This window comes from Archangium lansingense (assembly GCF_026626635.1).
In the GTDB taxonomy this organism is placed as follows: Bacteria; Myxococcota; Myxococcia; order Myxococcales; family Myxococcaceae; genus Archangium; species Archangium lansingense.
This window is the reverse complement of the sequence record NZ_JAPNKA010000001.1, coordinates 9,983,532-10,000,280: the sequence shown is the minus strand read 5'-3', so window position 1 is coordinate 10,000,280 and position 16,749 is coordinate 9,983,532. Positions and strand designations below refer to the sequence as shown.

Genomic DNA, 16,749 nt, shown 5'->3' with positions numbered 1-16,749 from the left:
TTTCCCCTTGGCGACAATTACACTTCCCCATCGGGTTGATGTTCTGACTGCGTTCACTTCATCGTCGCCATAGTCGTCGCTACGTCCGTCGGAGCCTCTGAGTCGGTCACCTCCTGTGCCGTGGTGTTACTCGTCCCCGGGCGCCCTACGCGGGGCCTTGTCGACCGTCTCCCGGCTCTTGGCCTTCTCGCTGCGGTAGCTGTCGCCGGTGAGCTCCAGAATCAGCGCGTGGTGCACCACCCGGTCAATCGCCGCCGCAGTCGTCATCGCGTCCTTGAAGATTCGGTCCCACTGCGAAAACACCAGGTTGCTCGTAATCAGGACACTCCTCCTCTCGTAGCGCTGGGCCAGGAAGGTAAACAGCACCTCCATCTCCTCCCGGTCCTGCTGGATGTAGCCGATGTCGTCGATGATGACCGCGTCGTAGCCGTCCAGCCGCCGCAGCTCCTTCTCCAGCAACAGGCTCTTCTTGGCCAGGAGCAGCCGCTGCACCAGCAGCACCGCCGGGATGAAGAGCACCTCGTAACCACGCTGCACCAGCTCGTGGCCTATGGCGCTCACCACGTGCGTCTTGCCGCGGCCCGGCAGCCCGAAGGCCAGCACGTTCTCCGCGCGCTCGATGAAGCCACCCTCGCACAGGGCCGGTAGCTGGCGGCGCACCTTGGCCGGCAGCTTCTCCTGCTCGAGCGTGGCGAGCGTCTTGTCCGTGGACAGCCCCGAGGCCTTGAGCAGCCGCTCTATCCGTCGGCCCCGGCGCTCGCTCAGCTCCAGTTCCACCAGCTGGCGCAGGTAGTGCGGGCATGTCCAGCCCTCCTGTCCGGCGCGCCTGGCCAGCTCCTCGTGGTGGGCTGCGAATGCCGGCAGCTTCAGCGCTCGCAGCAGCATGGCCAGCGTCTGCTGCTGCTCGCCCTCGGCGCTCGCCGCTGCTCGCAGGGAAGTGGAGGTGGTGCTCATGAGGCCACCTCCCGCTGCTCCACCAGCAGCGCGTCATAGCTGCTCAGGTCCACCTCGGGCTGTGCCAGCTGGGGCACCTCAGGCCTGGCTGGCGCCACCAGCGCCTTCACCTGCTCGGCACCGCGCAGTCCGCCCTCGGCCAGCAGTCGCGCCAGCACCTGCTCCACCTGGGACTCCAGCGTGGAGGCCGCCAGGTGAAGAATCCGCAGGTACTCCACATCCGCGGCTCTCCTCCCCTCGTGCACCCGCTGCAACTCGTCGTACGCCTGGCGGAATACCAGCGAGGGGAAGAGGTCCTCCCGGTAGCGATACTGCGCGAAGGCCCCTGGCTTCTGCACCAATGACCAGATGATGTGCCGGTAGTTGATTCGGTGCCCGTTGCGACCCACCAGCCTGTCCACCACCAGCTGCGGCTTTCCCGCGTGCAGCACCTCCAGCCTGTCGTCATACACACGCACCCGCACGCGCTGGCCCACCAGCCGCGAGGGCACCGAGTACGTGTTGTGCTGCACCCGGATGGTGCTCCACGCCGTGACGACTACCTCCTGCTCGCTGTACTCCACCAGCCGCTGCACCGACAGCGGCCTCATCGCCGCGAGTTCCTCCTCCACCTTCCCTCCGCGCAGCCGGTTGGCCTTCTCCAGCACTCCCTGCACCCAGCTCTCGTACGCCGCGGCGCTCTCGAAGTCCCGGCTGCCGCGCATCAGCAGGTGCTGCAACAGCCGGCGTTTGAGCGCGCCGTTGAGCGCCTCCACGTCCCCGTTCTGCTCTTTCTTTCCCACCTCAATGGTGCGCGGCTCCATGCCCAGGTGCTTCATGAGCGCGAGGTACTCGGCGTTGAAGCCCCGCTTGCCGTTGCGCAGGTCATGCGTGGCGCTGGTGGAGTTGTCCGTCTGGTGGTAGCGCGGCACCTTCCCCAACCGAAAAACAGCCGCCTGCACTCCTCGCTTGATGGCCGCCATGGACTCCGAGTGGCACACCGTCGCCCATTCCCAGTTGGAGTAGGGCAGCACCGGGTGGCACAGCAGGTGCGCGAAGGGCTCGCCTCCCACCGTCACCTCCAGCTCATTGGCCCACGTGAAGTCCGTCTGCATCGCTTCCCCGGGCCGATGCTCCTGGGCGAAGAACACCTGCTTCTCCGGCCCCTGCTGCGCTCTCCACTGGCGCACTTTCCGCTGCAACGTGCGCAGCTGCCCCGGCTTGTAGCGGCCCGGCTCGCGAGCACACAGCTCCTCGAAGAGCGTCTTGGCCTCCAGCTCCGGCGCCTCCTTCAGCCGCTCGGCCAGGCTGTCCCACTGCTCCTCGAAGGGGTCCTCCCGTGTCCTCCAGGTGCGCTCCTGCTCGAGCTCCGAGGGGAACTTCCCCTCCTTCATGTACTTGCGTGCCGTCTTGCGGTCCATCCCCGCCCGGGCCGACGCCAGCCCCAGGCGACCGTGCTTCGCCATCTCTTCCATCAGCTTCCTCACCTGGGCATCCGTCGTCCTCACCCGCCCATCCGAACCTCCGGAGTCACCGGGTTTCTACCGACGGCTGCCGTCACTCAGGATGGGGAGGTGTAGTTGTCGTTGATGGGGAGGTGTAGTTGTCGCTGAGCATCCGCCGGTACGCCCACCCGCGCTCCTCCACCAGTCCCTCCCCGGCCACACCTCGCCAGGGCACACGCTACCGTCCGCCTCCCACGGGTCTCCGTGGTGCCCCTGCCTGCTTGTGGGGTTCGCGGCCTATGAAAGCAGGAGCCGCAGGAGGGTCGCAGCCCGCGCCTGATTGCCCCCTTCCAGGGCCTCCAGCGCCGCCGCGACGTGCCTTGCTACATTGCTACAGCAGACCCGCGCTGGAGCGTCCTCAACACAGCCCGGCCTGGGGCAGGGGGCGGCGTAAGCGGCTGGAACTCCTATGAAAACCGCTCTCGACCGTTCTGGATCGCTCTGGCCGGAAGCCTGTAGAGGCGGGTTCGATTCCCGCCGCCTCCACTGGATGTAGCAAGGCCCCGGCCGCCATCAGGCGAGCCGGGGTTTTCTTTTTCCGCCGAAGCCGCCGCGCAGGTCATGCCCCCGCCGGTGCCGCAGGCCAAGCGCCTCCATGTCCTTCACCAGCCGCTTGTAGGAGTGGTGGTCCGTCCGGCTTGCTTCACGTACGCCAAGAGCCGCCGCCGGCTTCCACACCTCTGCTTTGGGGCGCGTCACGTGGCGCCTCGTGCCCAGCGCAAGCGGTAGCGCAGGACGGGGCGTGGGGTCCGCGCCCTCGTGCTACATCGGGGGCACCCGCTTCGGGAGGAACCATGCTCCGTCCCCTCATCGCCGTCCTGCTCCTGTGCTCGGTGGCCCGCGCCGCCGAGCCCGAACGCCCCGCTCCGCCTCCGACGCCGCCCGTGCCGCCGCGCATCCTGTTCGTCCCCGAGGCCGAGCGCCCGGTGGAGCTCAAGCGGCTGGAGGTGCGCGCCCTCGTGCACGGGATGCTCGCGGAGACCACCACCACGCTCGTCTTCCACAACCCCAACCGCCGCGTGCTCGAGGGGCAGCTCGAGTTCCCCCTGCCGCCCGGCGCCACCGTGAGCGGCTACGCGCTGGACGTGGGCGGCCAGCTCGTCGACGGCGTGGTGGTGCCCAAGGAGGAGGCGCGCATCGCCTTCGAGAAGGAGGTGCGCAAGGGCGTGGACCCCGGCCTCGTCGAGCACGTGCGCGGCGACCGCTTCCGCACCCGCATCTACCCCATCCCCGCGGGCGGCACGCGCACGGTGCAGGTGCGCCACATGACCGAGCTGGCCGTGCGCGAGGAGTCCGCCGGCTACCGGCTGCCGCTGCCCTTCGGCGTGCTGCCCGAGGCCTCCGTGCGCATCGAGGTGGTGCGCGGCCCGGCGGCGCCTCCCCGCTTCAGCGGCGGCTTCGGCAAACTCGTCGCGGTGCGCGCCAACGAGAGCTGGGTGGCCGAGCAGCGGCTCCAGGACGCCCGCCCCGGCGCGGACCTCGTGGTGGAGCTGCCCGTGCGCCAGGAGCCGTCCGTGGCGGTGGGCTGCCGCGCGGAGGGCGAGTGCTACGCCATGGTGACGGACCTGCCGAAGCTGCCGCCCCCAGGCGCGCCCCTGCCGCCGCCACGCCGGCTCGGCATCGTCTGGGACGCCTCCAGCAGCCGCGCGGGAGACCACCGGCGCGAGCTGGCCTTTCTCCAGCAGTTGCTCGCGCGCTGGCCCGCCGCCGAGGTGAAGCTGGTGGTGGTGAGGGACCAGGCCGAGCCCGCTCGCGTCCTCGCGCCCCAGGCGCTGCGCGATGAGCTGGGGCAGGTCGTCTATGACGGCGGCACGGGCCTCGGCGCGCTGGACCTCGCCAGTGACAAGACGGTGGGCGCGTGGCTGTTCTTCTCGGACGGCCTGGGCACCGTGGGCGCCTCGCTCCCTCGCACGGGCTCGGCGCCCGTGTATGCCGTGGTGGACGGCGCGGGCGCGGACACGGCGGTGCTGCGTCACATCGCCGCCAACGGGGACGTGATTGACCTCGCGCACGAGGAGGTGGAGCGGGCCGTGGCGCGCGTGGTGTCCCCGCCGTGGCGCCTGCTGCGCGTGGAGGCTGACGGCGCGAGCCTCGCCGACGTGCTGCCGCGCGCCCAGCCGATTACCGGGCCGGTGACGGTCGCGGGCCGCCTGCTCGCGAGCAAGGCCACCCTCACGCTCGTCTACGGTGCGGGCTCCCAGGAGGTGGCGCGGCGCAGCGTCACGGTGAGCCGCGCGGAGGCCGTCGACGCCCCGCACGCGGCGCTCGCCTGGGCCCAGCGGCGCATTGCCGAGCTGTCCGCCCTGCCCGTGGAGCACGCCCAGGAGCTCACCGCCCTGGGCCGCCGCTTCGGCCTGGTGACGCCGGGCACCTCGATGCTCGTGCTGGAGAATCTGGAGCAGTACCTCGAACACGACATCGAGCCGCCGGCCTCGCGGGCCGAGATGCGCGCCCAGTTCCTCGCCCAGCGCGCCGAGCGCCGCAAGGCGGAGCAGCAGGGGAAGCAGGCCAAAATCGACGAGGTGCTGGCGATGTGGCGTGAGCGCGTGAGCTGGTGGGAGACCGAGTTCAAGGTGTCCCCGGACTTCGGCTCGAGGGAGAAGCCGAAGAAGAGCGCGAGCGCCCGGATGGAGGGGGAGGAGCGGCAGATGAGCGAGAGCGAGGCCCGGGAGATGGACAGGGACGACTCCGTCGGAGCGGGGGCCGCGGCGCCTCCGCCCTCCGCTGCTGCTCCCGTGGCGCGTAATGCCGAGCCGGCCAAGAAGGCACCGGACTCCGGTGGCAACGAGTCGAGCATCGCCATCACCGAGTGGAACCCCGAGACGCCCTACCTCCAGGCGATGCGCGCCGCCGGCGCCCAGAAGGCCTACGCGGCCTACCTGAAGGCGCGCGGTGACTACGCCAACAACCCGGCCTTCCTGCTGGACTGCGCGGACTTCCTGCTCAAGGGCGGCCAGCGCCCGCTCGGCCTGCGCGTGCTCTCCAACCTCGCGGAACTGCGGATTGAGGACCCGGCCCTGCTGCGTGTCTACGCGTGGCGGCTGCAACAGGCCGGTGAGCTCGACACCGCCATCCGCGTCCTGCGCGGCGTGCTGCGCCTGCGCCCCGAGGAGCCCCAGTCCTACCGCGACCTCGCGCTCGCGATCTCCCTGCGCGGCGAGGGCTCGCGCTCGGTGCCGGATTTGGAGGAGGCCATGGGGTTGCTCACCCAGGTGGTGATGAAGACGTGGGACCGCTTCCCCCAAATCGAGGTCATCGCGCTCATGGAGCTCAACCGCCTGCTCGCGATCGCCGAGCGCCTCCAGGCCGGAGGCCCCCCGGCGCGCTGTGAGCTGGACGCGCGGCTGCGCAAGCTGCTCGACGTGGACGTGCGCATCGTCCTCTCCTGGGACGCGGACCTCACGGACGTGGACCTGCACGTGGAGGAGCCCACCGGCGAGACGGCCAACTACGGCCACAACCGCACCGAGCAGGGCGGGCTCGTATCCCGGGACTTCACGCAAGGCTACGGCCCCGAGGAGTATGTGCTCCACCGCGCCCTGCCGGGCACCTACACCATCCGCGCGCACTACTACGGCTCCCGCCAGCAGACGCTGTTGGGGCCGGCCACCGTCACCGCCACCGTCATCACCCGCTTTGGGCGGCCGGGCGAGCAGCGCCAGGTGCTCACGCTGCGCCTGGAGGGCGCGAAGGACCTCGTCGAGATCGGCAAGGTGCGGATCGGCAAGCTCCAGTGACGGAGACGTTTCCGCGCGGCTTGCGAGAAACAGGGTTTGCTCCGGCGCGGAGGACACCTACGTGAGACGCAGCATTCAGCAGATCATGGCACTCAACAACGGCAGGGCTGTCTACAACGACAGCCGGATGCTCGTGTTCGACCATCCCGACGAGTGCTGGTTCCACAGCGCGGATTTCCGCCTCCACGTCTGGAGCCACGGGGCGTTACTCGAGGAGGAGCGCGTCCCCAGCCCCGCCGCGGCACGCGAGCGCGTGTTCCTCGTCCAGAAGCTCGACGGGCTCTATGTCGACATCGCCCTCTTCGAGAGTACGGCCATCATCACCCGGGGCAGCTTCGGAGGCCGCTGCACCCAGGCCTCTCTGAAGCCCACCGACGTGGAGGCCCTCGCGGCCCACTACCGGAAGCTGGGCTTCCAGCATGTGTACGGATGGAACGTGTCACGAGAGCGGCTTCTCAAGCGGGAGCTTCGGCTCACCCAGCCTGGACTGCTGCGCGCGGAGCAGATGCAGGTCGACGGGGCCGTGCGGCTCACGGTGTCCACGCGAGTCGTGGGGACGGAGAAGACCGTGGCCGAGGAGCGTACGTCCTTCGCCAGCCGCGAGGAGGCTGTCGCCGCGGCGGAGCAGCGACTCTTCGCGCTGGAGCAGGAGGGACTCAGCCCCTTCACCCTGTCCATGCCCCAAAGCACCCAGGTGAATCCGGAACCTCCGGGGCTGCCGCCGGTGGCGCTGACCGCGTTCGCCCGCCCGGAGACACCTCATGCGGCCGTCGATGCCGCGGTCGCTCGCCTGGCGGAGCTGCACCACAAGCTGCGTGCGGGCCACTTCATCGTCGAGCTCCTCCAGCCCGACACGGACCGGGACAGGCTCGACTCCATGGGACATGGCAGCCGGTTCTTCAGGGACCTGCACGCGGAGCGCTTCGGCCGCTGGCTTCGGCCCGCGGAAGCGCCGACGGAGGGCTCGTCTTTCGAGTACTTCGTGCGGCGTTATGGGACCGCGACCTGGGTCGTCAAGTGGGCCGGCAAGGTGCCGACGCACTACAGCGGAAACGTCAGCGGAGGGGGCCAGTGTGTTCTGGAGGTGAACGCGGACGAGTACAACGTCGAGGAGCTCGCGAATCACCTGGAGCAACCCCTGCCAGGGATGGCGGAAGCCCACGTCTTCCATGGAGGCTGGCATGATGGCCTCAGCTTCATCTTCGACCGGCGCACCCGCACTCCCGAGGGCGAGTTCGGCATCCACGAGTTCGACGAGAACGACCCTGGGGCCTCCTGGCCGGAGCAACCCCTGGCTCCCGACGAGATTCAGCCCTTCGGCTTCTGGCTCTTCGACCGCGTGGAAGCCATCTGCCAGACGCTGGTGCCCGAGCTGCTCAAGGCGCAGCCGCCGCCCTCCCATGCAGGGGCGTAGTCCTTCTCGGGGCATCGACCATGCAGGCCCTCGAGCGCATAAGAGAAATAGGGGCAGGGTTGAGGGCAGGGGGTTGGGGCAGAGAGGAGGGGGAAGGCAGCTGAAGGGAGCCCAAGAGAAGTGAGCCATGCCGGTGAACGCAGAGTGCGGCCGCCATGAGGAACACGTCGGCCCCGGCCGGCCTGCCAGCAGGGGCAGCGCAGGGGAGCAGGGGGCGTGGGCCTGTTGGCAGTGGCGGCGCGGGCCTCAACACCACGCGGCCTGGGGTGGAGCTGGCGCCGGGGTCAGGCTGGCACCTGCCGTGGCCAAGAGCCGGTGCCGGCCTCCACACCTCACGCAGGCCAATACGTCGATCATCAGGACGCAAACGACAAAAACGGCCGGAGAGGGGGACGACATGCTCGATGGTGACGTCCTCCCCCAGCACGATGACCCGCTCGACGAGCAAGCGGACGAGCCGTTGGCGCCCGGCGAAGTCGAGCGCCTCCAAGCCGTCCCGGATGGCCGCGGCGAAGGCCTCGAGGTCGGCCCCCAGCCTCTCCATGCGTGCACCCTCGGCGTGTTGAGCTTCCAGGTGCTCGACTCGCGCGCGCGTGGCCTGAAGCGAGGCCTCCAGCCGCTCGCGCCGGACCTTGAGCTCCTCTACCTCGATTGCTCCCTGCTGGTAGGCGTCGATGAGCCGGTCAATCTGCCCCTGCAGGTGCCGACAGGCCCCTTCCAGCCGCGCTCTCTCCTGGTGCGCGGCCTGCGAGGTCTCACGGCGCTCCTGCCAGGCGTCCACCTCCTTCTGAAGCATTTGCGGCTGCTTGAGCCAATCACATAAAGCCTTCCACACCACCGCATCCAGTTCCTCAGCTCTCACGCGCCGGGCGGTACAACGCTCGGCGCGGCCGGTGTCCACGGCGGACCGACGCTGGCAGGCGTAGTAGTGGTACTCGTAGGGGTGTCGTTGGCGATGGGTCAGGCGGTGACATTCCATCCTCAAACCGCACCCGCCGCACACCACCAGCGAGCGCAGCAGGTAGTCGTGGCGGACATTGCGCGGGCTCAGCAGCTTGTTGCGCGCCAGACGCTCTCGCACTTCGCGCTGCTCTTGTTCTCCCACCAGGGCTGGCACAGGCACCAGCAGCCATTGCGCCCTGGGCCTCGCCCGGTGGCTGCTCTTGGGGTTCTTGCGGTACTTGCCAGGGTGGCGTGGCCGGGTGGGCTCCACCGGCTCGCGTTTGCCGTAGGTAGCCATGCCTGCATAGGCCGGATTGGTGAGAAGGGTATACACCGTGGACTGGCGCCACAGGCTGGCTTTACGCGGACGGACACCTTGGGCATTGAGGCGCCTGGCTACCTGGCGTGCACTGAGGTCTTCCTCCAACACCCAGCGGTACATCTGCCGCACGTGTGTGGCCTCCACTTCGTCGACGACAACGACGCCCTGCGGCACCTGGGGCGTGCGCACTACCCGGTAGCCGTACGGGGGATTGTAGAAGGGCAGCATCTGCCCGCTTTTCACCTTGTGCAGGCGTCCACGGCGCGTGCGCTCCAGAATCTTGGCCCGCTCGTACTCGGCAATCACGCCCTGCATCTGCACCAGCAGCAGGTCCTCGGGTTCCTGGCTGACGGGCCGCTCCAGAAAGTGCACCTGGACGCCTCGCTTGCCCAACTCCTCCAGGACAACCTGCTGGTGGACGTAGTTGCGAGCCAGTCTATCGGGGGCGTACACCAGCACCAGGTCGAGCAAGCCGTCAGCAGCCGCGTCCCGCAGCGCATCCAGGCCGGGTCTGTCCAGGCGTGAGCCGCTGTAGCCCTCATCCACGTAGCGGTGCTCGGCGGCCACCACCAGCCCCATGCCCTCAGCGGCCTTCTCCAAGGCCGCCAGTTGCGAGGCCACCGTCCTCTCCTCCTGCTGGCGCGTCGTCGACACGCGCGCATACAGTGCCGCTCTCTGCGTCATGGCCCTCCTCCTGGGCGTCCTCCTCGCCCCTTGGCTCCTGGCTGCATGATGCGGCCCCGGGGCCTGTCCTTCTTGCCGACGAGCCGCTGCGGGCTGCCTCCAGCAGCAGCCTGACGGCCCTGCTCAGCCGCTCCTCGCCGTCCGGGGCCGGGCGCGCCTTCCACTTCACTTTCCAAACACGCTTGCCCATCCCGCTCGCCTGACGGCCTCTGCTGCTGAGGACATGGCGCGCCTGGCTGGGCGGCTACGCGCGAAGCCGACGAGCGCCTGGGCAGCCTGAAAACCCGGCGGTGGAGCGAGAAGCGGATGGGGTTTTTGCCGTTTGCGTCTTGAACACGTCGAAGTCGAACGTCCTGCTGAGCAACTCTGCCCAGTCCACTCGCGGTGTCCTCTCCTTCATCCGCTCCTTGCTGGCCGCTGCCTCAAGCCCCGCGCTCGCCTCCTCCGCACCTGCTTGAGGGAGCAGAAATGGCCGCAGTTTGGCGCCTGGAGCGAAGACGCCGTGGAACCTCGTGAGGATTGCCCGAGGCGGAGGCACCAGGGACGCCAGACGACGCAGCAACTCCAACCCGGTGAAGAGGAGGTGCGTGGTGCCGTCCGGCAGCAGGCGCTTCATCCGATAGGCGATGCGGCCGTCCTCCGCTCGTGACAGCCGCGCCAGCGCCAGCGCACCGCGCGCCCCGTAGCGGCCATAGCCGTTCCAGTCCCTGCCTGTCGTTGGCATGCAGGTGCGTGTTGGCGTGCAGGGAGAAACCCTCCAGCAAGGCGCACCGCAGCTGCTTGTTGGGAGGGGGCCGGACGTCCACCTCCGTCCAGCGCAGCCGTTGCTGCAGGGAGTGCGCCTGGTACGCCTGCAGCGCGTCCTCAGGCCCTTGCGCGGGCAGGGCCCCTCTTTTCTCCAGCTCCAGGTGGTCCGCGACCCCCAGCTCGGTGGCCGCGGCGAGCGCGCCCGAGAGGATGAATCCAAAGCCGAGATCGACGATGAGCTGCGCGGGGTGGGGAGGAGAAGGGTTCATGGGCCCCGACTATACTTATGCGCCGCTCAAGCGGGGTGGTGATGCTGACGTGTCCATTGACGTGTCAGTTGACGCGTCAGCCCTGCTCCAGGGGCCCTGGACGAGCGCCCGATGACAGGAATTCCTCGCGCCTGGACGAGTGGGCCGCCCTGGTTCGGAACGTGCATTCCCAGGCGGCGCTCCTTCATCCCGGACAAGAGGCTCTAAGCAATGTTCGCCAGATTTCGCAACCCCCCACCAAGAGGTTTGACCCTCATTGAAACTGCCATGCTCCTTGCCATCGCTGCCGTTGTCATCGCGGGGGGGCTGACACTTTATCTCGCGACCTCCAATCAGCGCAAACTCGCAGACACCGAAATGCTTACGACGTCCGCTGTCCAAAAAATCTCTGACCTCTACCAAGGGAAGAGTATGACAGGTTTAGACAATCGAACGGCCGTGGCTATTGGTGCGCTACCTTCAAGCTATGAAGCTGCTGATGGTAGTGGTTACAACCTGCCCATAGCGAACGCCAAGATGACTTTTGGTTCGACAAATTTCAGCCCTGGCCCCGATTTGGGCATCATCCACGTAGGTCCTCTCTCTTCCGAGGCCTGCATAGCACTTGGAAAGCTGAACCTTGGCGACGTTGTGGAGTATGTCATCGTGAACAAAGATGCGGACTTCACAGGAACAGATAAGGCAGCTTTAGCCACACAGTCCATCAAGGATATCAATGGCGTTATTTCAATCTCCGCTATTTCCATCGCTTGCGCGGACGGCTCTTCTTGTGTTCACTATTATTTGACAACGAACTCGTAGATGAACGCACCGTTCTCCGTGACGTCCACGGTGCAGGCGCCCGCGCGGGAGAGCTCTTCGAGCACTTCCTTGGCTTCGGTGAACGAGAGCTGACTGCCCGCCGCCACCTCGGCGATGGTGACGCGGCCTCCGTGCTGCTTCGCGCAGGCGAGCACGGCCCGCTCGATGTCGCGCGCACCCAGGGCGGGACGCACCACGACGGGCGCCTCCCTCAGCTCGGGCGGCAGCTTCGCGCGCCGCGCGGAGCGGATGAGGGCCAGGCCTCCGAGGACGAAGAGGGCGGCGATGATGAACCCCGTGACCGTGTGGTCCGCCGTGCCCTCGCGCAGGTTGTCGATCTCCACGCCGAAGCCATTGCGTGGGCGGCGGCAACGCCTCGAAGCGCACGCCGCCCTCCCCGGCACGAAGACGCCTTCCGGCACCAGCGCATGGTAGTGAGGGGTTACTTGCAAGGCCGAGCCGAAAAATTGGAGAAAAAGAGACGGCCCCGGTCTGTCCACCGCGCACGCCCTGCCGCCGTGCCCTGCGACGTTGCAGGGCAAACACCGCTCGCAGGAAAAGGGTGAGGACGTCCGAGAGCAGCCCCTTCTCCTTCAGCAGTACCCATCGCACGCAGTTCGTCCTTACAACTGATCTACCCGATTATAACGTACGCATACGTTCTCTGCGTAGAAATCGAGCGCTCCGTACACGGCACTTGCGCTACATCTGCTGTAGCCATAGGAACAGGCACAAACATAGCCAACCGGGCATTCTGAATCACCATCACATCGCTGATAACAAGCATGTGGTGTTCCAGAGCACACGCAGTCTGTGTTTGGACGAATGCTTTGGCATGGGATGATATAAGGCCTGGGTGATTGACACCCTGCGAGCAGGAGCTGAAGGAGCAGCCCCGAATAGAGCACTCGTCCATGCACTGTCATGGATAGACCCTGAATGGCGGGTGAGGTCCCGGACGCTGAGCGTCGGGTGGTCGCTGGCTGTTCTCGAACGACAGAGCATAATCGCCATAAAAATCGCCAACATAGCGATGATATGTCGAGCGTTGGGACTGTCGGTGATGATTTTTCAAGGCGATAGCGGGTAACAGCGTGTCCTGCCTGGGGTTTCCTATCGCCGTGTCTGCGGGTTCGAATCCCGTCGGGGACGATCATCGCCCCTGCGACAGGCGGCGCACCACCACACCGGCGGCGTTCATGCCGAACACGGAGGTGACGAAGGCCACGCTGCCATCAATCTGGTTGCGGTGCTCGCAGCTATGGAAGTCGTTGTCGTTGGGGCACACGCACGAGAAGCCGTCGTCCGCGTCGTAGCGCAGGGACAGGGGCTGGCGCCGCTGCTCGATGGAGTACACGGCGGTGATGCCCGTGGGCCGCTCGGTGGGCACGCCGTACTTGCGCTTGAGCAGCTTGCGGATGTCCTTGGCGAAGGGGTCCATGTGCGTCTCACACAGGTCCTCCACGCGGATGGCCGTGGGGTCCAGGCGGGCCGCCGCGCCCATGGAGCTGACCACGGGAATCCCCAGGCTGACGCACCGGTGCAGCAGGTGCAGCTTGGCCTTCACGTTGTCGATGGCGTCCACCACGTAGTCGTAGCTGCCCGGGGCGAGTAGCTGGTCCGCCAGCTCGTCGCGGTAGAACTCGCGCAGGCCCTGCACCTGGGCGTCGGGGTTGATCTCCTTGCAGCGCTGCGCCATCAGCTCCGCCTTGGGCTTGCCCACCGTCTTCGCGGTGGCGTGGAGCTGGCGGTTGCCGTTGGTGACGCACACGGTGTCGAAGTCCACCAGCGTGAGGTGGCCAATCCCGCTGCGCACGAGGCCCTCGGCGGCGTAGCTGCCCACGCCTCCCAGGCCGAACACCACCACGCGGGCCTTGGCCAGCCGCTCCATCGCCGGGTCTCCGAGCAGGCGGCCGGTGCGGTCGAAGCGCCGGTGCAGCTTGAAGGGCTTGGGCTCCGAGGGAGCGGGAGTGCCAGTGGTGGCGGGGACGGCTTCCGGGGGAGTGGGCTGCGGATTCATGAAGGGCCTCTATAGCGCGACCGCCTCCCTACCGCGAAGGAGGGGGAAAGGCTTCCCGGAACAGCCGGCGGGCGTTCTCGGTCGTCCGCTGGGCGAGCACCTCCACCGGCTCCCCCAGCACCCGGGCCATGCCCTCGATGACGCGCGGCAGGTAGCCGGGCTCCGAGCGCTGCCCCCGGTGGGGCGTGGGCGCCTGGTCCGGGGCATCCGTCTCCGCCATCAGCCGGTCCGGGGGGATGACACGCAGGGCATCCAGGGGCTTGCGCGCCTCGGCCCAGGTGACGGGCCCCGCGAAGGAGAAGTAACAGCCCTTCTGGATGTAGAAGCGAGCCAGGTCCACGCCCCCGCCGTAGCTGTGCATCAGCACGCCGGCCTCGGGCAGGGGCTCCTGCTTGAAGAGCTCGATGAGGGCAGGGTGCGCGCGGAAGCAGTGCATGAGCACGGGCAGGTTGTGCTTGCGTGCGAGCTCCAGGTGTCGTCGCAGCACCGCCACCTGCCGCTCCATGGGCGCGCCCGCGGCCGAGGGCCCGTCCAACCCGCACTCGCCCACCGCAATGGCGCCTCCCTGGGAGAGCAGCGCGTCCAGGCGCTCGAGGTGTGCCTCATCCTGCTCGGGGGGGAGGTCCGGCAGCAGTTGGGGGTGGATGCCGAGTCCCACCTGGAGGCGTGGCTCGGCGCGGGACATGGCGAGCAGCGGCTCCCAGTTGTCCGGGCCCACCCCGGGGACGAGGATTCCGTGCAGTCCGGCGGCCCAGGCGCGGGCGAGCACTTCGTCCCGGTCCGGCTCGAAACGCGGTGCGTCGAGATGGCAGTGGGTGTCAATCATCGGAAAGGTCCGGTGGCACTTCGTTCGTCTGTCGTTCAGCCCGCGACAGCGGCCGCGGTTGTAGGCGCCTGGTTCAGTCCCGCGAGGCCGGGGGCGAGCCTATACGCACGCGGCAGCTTCGGAGGGTCCATATGACCAAGCGTGTTGTCCTGGGTGCGCTCGTGAGCGCTCTGATGGTGGTGGCGACGGGCTGTGAAGAGGAGTGCGTCGACCAGATCGACTGTCAGAACAAGAGAGGATCGCCGGGCGAAGGCAAGCGGTGGGCTTGTGTCGACAACGAGTGCGAGTCCCGGGACGTTGCCCCACCGTCGAGCGGGGACGCGGGCACGGACGCGGGGACGGAGACAGACGCGGGGACGGAGACAGACGCAGGAACGGAGACGGACGCGGGCACGGAGACGGACGCGGGCACGATGACCGTGGCCGAGGGCGGGGACTGCACGGCCAACGCCAACTGCATGGCCGGCCTGTATTGCGAGGACTCCGGTGGCGCCAAGAAGTGCCAGCCGCTCCACATCGCGCTGACGACGGCCGCGAGCGGTAGTGCGACCGCGACCGATGCGGTGGTCGTGCGCTACAAGACTCCCGGTTCCGAGCCGCCGGCCGGCACCACCGAGACGACGAAGCTCAGCGAGAGCACCACGGGGCCGAGCCGCTTTCCGCGGTGGAACAAGGAGGGCACCGCGGTGGCCTTCGTGGAGGAGGAGACCGGCACTGCCGTGACACTCGTCACCCGGAACCTCCCGCTCACGGCGGGGCAGAAGACCTCGCTCACCACCGGCGCCAATGCCGGCGGCACCGTCGACTTCCGTCACCTGGAGTGGGAGCCTGCGGCCTCGCTCGCCTGGAGCACGACGGCGTCGTCGGGGAGCATCTCGGGCATCTCGGTCATCCCCGGCACGGGCGGCGCCGTGCAGACGGCCACCACCGAGGGCGTCTTCCCCTCGTGGGCGGCGGACGGCAACAGCTTCGCCTACAGCGTGAACACCATTGGCTTGAAGACCAAGGTACTGGGTGGTGCGGAGAGCCCGGTGGCGGGCGCGCCCACCAGCAGTGAGCAGCCGCTGCACAACAACGCCAACGGGGTCCTGCTCTACCTCGACGCCGCGGGCAACGCGGAGACGCTTGGGGGGTTGTCCACGCCGCTCACCCAACTCTTCACCCTCAACCCCGGGGCCACGGGGACCCCGGCGCCCCAGTCCATCGCGGCGGGCACCAGCGTGGATGTCACGAGCCCCACGGCCGGTCAGCTCAAGTCCTTCATCGCCAACCACACCTATGCTCCGGGTGGGACGCATGCCGCCTACGTCCGGGTCTATTACCTCAAGCCGACGGGAGGCGACGCCACCCTCTGCACGGGAGGGGCCGAGTGCCAGAACCAGCAGGGCAACGTCATCTTCGTGCGGCGTGTCGACGCCACCGGCGCTCCGCAGGGTGCGGAGATGGAGCTCGCGACTGAGGCGACCCTGCCGTCGTTCTCTCCGGACGGCCACTTCATCGCGTACCTCTCCGGCGGCAAGCTGAGGGTGCAGCGCATCGACCCCGCGGCCACGGACGCGGCCGCGCTCAAGGTGGGCACCGTCATCACCCACACCTGGACGGGCACCACCACCCCGAGCAACCGCGGCGACGACCACCGCCCTCGCTGGCAGCCTCGGTAGTCCCCTCGCGGGTGGAGCTGGACCCCGCGCCCGCGTCCCGGAAGCCACGGGGCGCGGGCGTTGTCATGTGTACACTCGGCCGCAGCCGGGGACTTGCCTCCCGGACCAAAGCGACGTACCCAGGCGCCCCCGATTCCCGCCTCGCGGGCCGCTCTTGCTTTGGGAGGACCTGGATGAAGCTCCACGCCGCGCTCTGTCTGCTGGCCATGACGGGTTGTGCGACCGTTTCCGTTGCCGGAAGTGGTGGCCCTTGCCGGGGATGAGCGCGTGGCGCCGCAGCCGGTGCGCCTGGAGACGCCCGCGGGCACCTTCCTCGTGCACCCCAACAACGCCGAGGACTTCAGCCGGCTGCTCGCGGGCGAGCCCACCGACAAGCAGTACATCTCCGTCACGGACATGCCCTGAGGGCCTCCGCGCGGGCTCACCACTCCCCTGGGTCCATCTGGCCCCGTGGGGGAGGGGAGACTCAGCCCTCCAGGACGATGCGCCGTCCCAGGGCCCGGGTCATCTGCGGCGAGGTGACCAGCTTGAGCACCTCGAAGCTCTCCCCGCCGGCCGTATCGTAGGCCGCCGCGATGAGCTCTCCCAGGGTGAGCAGCGCTGGAGCTGCCTTGCGGCGGGTAGTTCTCCGGGGCGCGGGCATGGCCCTGCGCCCCTGCCGTTGGACCGAACCGCTCTTGCGTGTCGCTGTCTTGGCCATGGTGTCCTCCCACCGGCTGCTCGTGGGTTGATGGACTGAGTCGGCCAAAATGGTTGCATGCAGCGTGCCAGGGGCTCGCCTGGCTGCCTCCCATGGAGAATCAGGGGCTTGCAGTCATCACTCGCCTCAGACTTCAGGGAGGGATTCCAAACTTCGTTCAATCTTTCATGGGGGAATGACTCGTTTCG

The 16,749-nt window shown here is 68.1% G+C and carries 14 protein-coding genes; 5 read left to right on the top strand and 9 right to left on the bottom strand.

The features are described 5' to 3' along the window. Window positions 1-126: 126 nt before the first annotated feature. From istB to OV287_RS39750, 3 genes are all read right to left on the bottom strand, one after another. Window positions 127-954 carry an IS21-like element helper ATPase IstB gene (gene istB / locus OV287_RS39760; RefSeq protein WP_267533778.1) on the bottom strand — a complete coding sequence of 276 codons (828 nt, stop codon included), beginning with the start codon at window positions 952-954 and terminating at the stop codon, window positions 127-129. Beyond that, window positions 951-2,441 (bottom strand): IS21 family transposase, encoded by a 1,491-nt coding sequence (istA, locus tag OV287_RS39755; protein ID WP_267533779.1) that lies wholly within the window; start codon window positions 2,439-2,441, stop codon window positions 951-953. Before istA ends, istB begins: the two co-directional genes overlap by 4 nt. Window positions 2,442-2,951: 510 nt before the next feature. Next, on the bottom strand, window positions 2,952-3,137 hold the full coding sequence (locus tag OV287_RS39750) for a hypothetical protein (RefSeq protein WP_267539251.1): 186 nt from the start codon (window positions 3,135-3,137) through the stop codon (window positions 2,952-2,954). 95 nt (window positions 3,138-3,232) lie between these two features. Between OV287_RS39750 and OV287_RS39745 the strand changes: the two genes are divergently transcribed. Next, window positions 3,233-6,175 carry a DUF2135 domain-containing protein gene (locus tag OV287_RS39745; RefSeq protein WP_267539250.1) on the top strand — a complete coding sequence of 981 codons (2,943 nt, stop codon included), beginning with the start codon at window positions 3,233-3,235 and terminating at the stop codon, window positions 6,173-6,175. A gap of 61 nt (window positions 6,176-6,236) precedes the next feature. Then, complete coding sequence (locus OV287_RS39740) at window positions 6,237-7,589, top strand: hypothetical protein (protein ID WP_267539249.1); 1,353 nt, start codon at window positions 6,237-6,239, stop codon at window positions 7,587-7,589. Here the strand turns inward: OV287_RS39740 and OV287_RS39735 are convergent. Further along, window positions 7,552-9,537: a recombinase family protein gene (locus OV287_RS39735; RefSeq protein ID WP_267539248.1), complete on the bottom strand. Its 1,986-nt coding sequence runs from the start codon at window positions 9,535-9,537 to the stop codon at window positions 7,552-7,554. The genes OV287_RS39740 and OV287_RS39735 overlap by 38 nt on opposite strands. Before the next feature lie 244 nt (window positions 9,538-9,781). After that, complete coding sequence (locus OV287_RS39730) at window positions 9,782-10,261, bottom strand: transposase (protein WP_267539247.1); 480 nt, start codon at window positions 10,259-10,261, stop codon at window positions 9,782-9,784. A 502-nt stretch (window positions 10,262-10,763) separates the two neighbouring features. On the opposite strand from OV287_RS39730, the gene OV287_RS39725 reads away from it, so the two are divergent. Next, window positions 10,764-11,354 carry a type II secretion system protein gene (locus OV287_RS39725; protein ID WP_267539246.1) on the top strand — a complete coding sequence of 197 codons (591 nt, stop codon included), beginning with the start codon at window positions 10,764-10,766 and terminating at the stop codon, window positions 11,352-11,354. Here the strand turns inward: OV287_RS39725 and OV287_RS39720 are convergent. The 3 genes from OV287_RS39720 to OV287_RS39710 form a co-directional block, all read right to left on the bottom strand. Continuing rightward, window positions 11,333-11,806: a hypothetical protein gene (locus OV287_RS39720; protein WP_267539245.1), complete on the bottom strand. Its 474-nt coding sequence runs from the start codon at window positions 11,804-11,806 to the stop codon at window positions 11,333-11,335. The genes OV287_RS39725 and OV287_RS39720 overlap by 22 nt on opposite strands. A gap of 701 nt (window positions 11,807-12,507) precedes the next feature. Further along, entirely contained in the window at window positions 12,508-13,374 is an 867-nt protein-coding gene (locus tag OV287_RS39715) for a tRNA threonylcarbamoyladenosine dehydratase (protein WP_267539244.1), read from the bottom strand. A 28-nt stretch (window positions 13,375-13,402) separates the two neighbouring features. Then, on the bottom strand, window positions 13,403-14,200 hold the full coding sequence (locus OV287_RS39710) for a TatD family hydrolase (protein ID WP_267539243.1): 798 nt from the start codon (window positions 14,198-14,200) through the stop codon (window positions 13,403-13,405). Between the two features lie 131 nt (window positions 14,201-14,331). Here OV287_RS39710 and OV287_RS39705 point away from each other — a divergent pair, with 131 nt between their 5' ends. Together OV287_RS39705 and OV287_RS39700 are read left to right on the top strand one after the other, a co-directional pair. Continuing rightward, window positions 14,332-15,861, top strand: coding sequence for a TolB-like translocation protein (locus OV287_RS39705; RefSeq protein ID WP_267539242.1), 1,530 nt, complete (start codon window positions 14,332-14,334; stop codon window positions 15,859-15,861). A gap of 216 nt (window positions 15,862-16,077) precedes the next feature. Continuing rightward, window positions 16,078-16,266: a hypothetical protein gene (locus OV287_RS39700; RefSeq protein ID WP_267539241.1), complete on the top strand. Its 189-nt coding sequence runs from the start codon at window positions 16,078-16,080 to the stop codon at window positions 16,264-16,266. Window positions 16,267-16,327: 61 nt separating this feature from the next. On the opposite strand, the gene OV287_RS39695 is transcribed toward OV287_RS39700, so the two are convergent. Continuing rightward, complete coding sequence (locus OV287_RS39695; RefSeq protein ID WP_267539240.1) at window positions 16,328-16,561, bottom strand: hypothetical protein; 234 nt, start codon at window positions 16,559-16,561, stop codon at window positions 16,328-16,330. Between the last annotated feature and the right edge of the window lie 188 nt (window positions 16,562-16,749).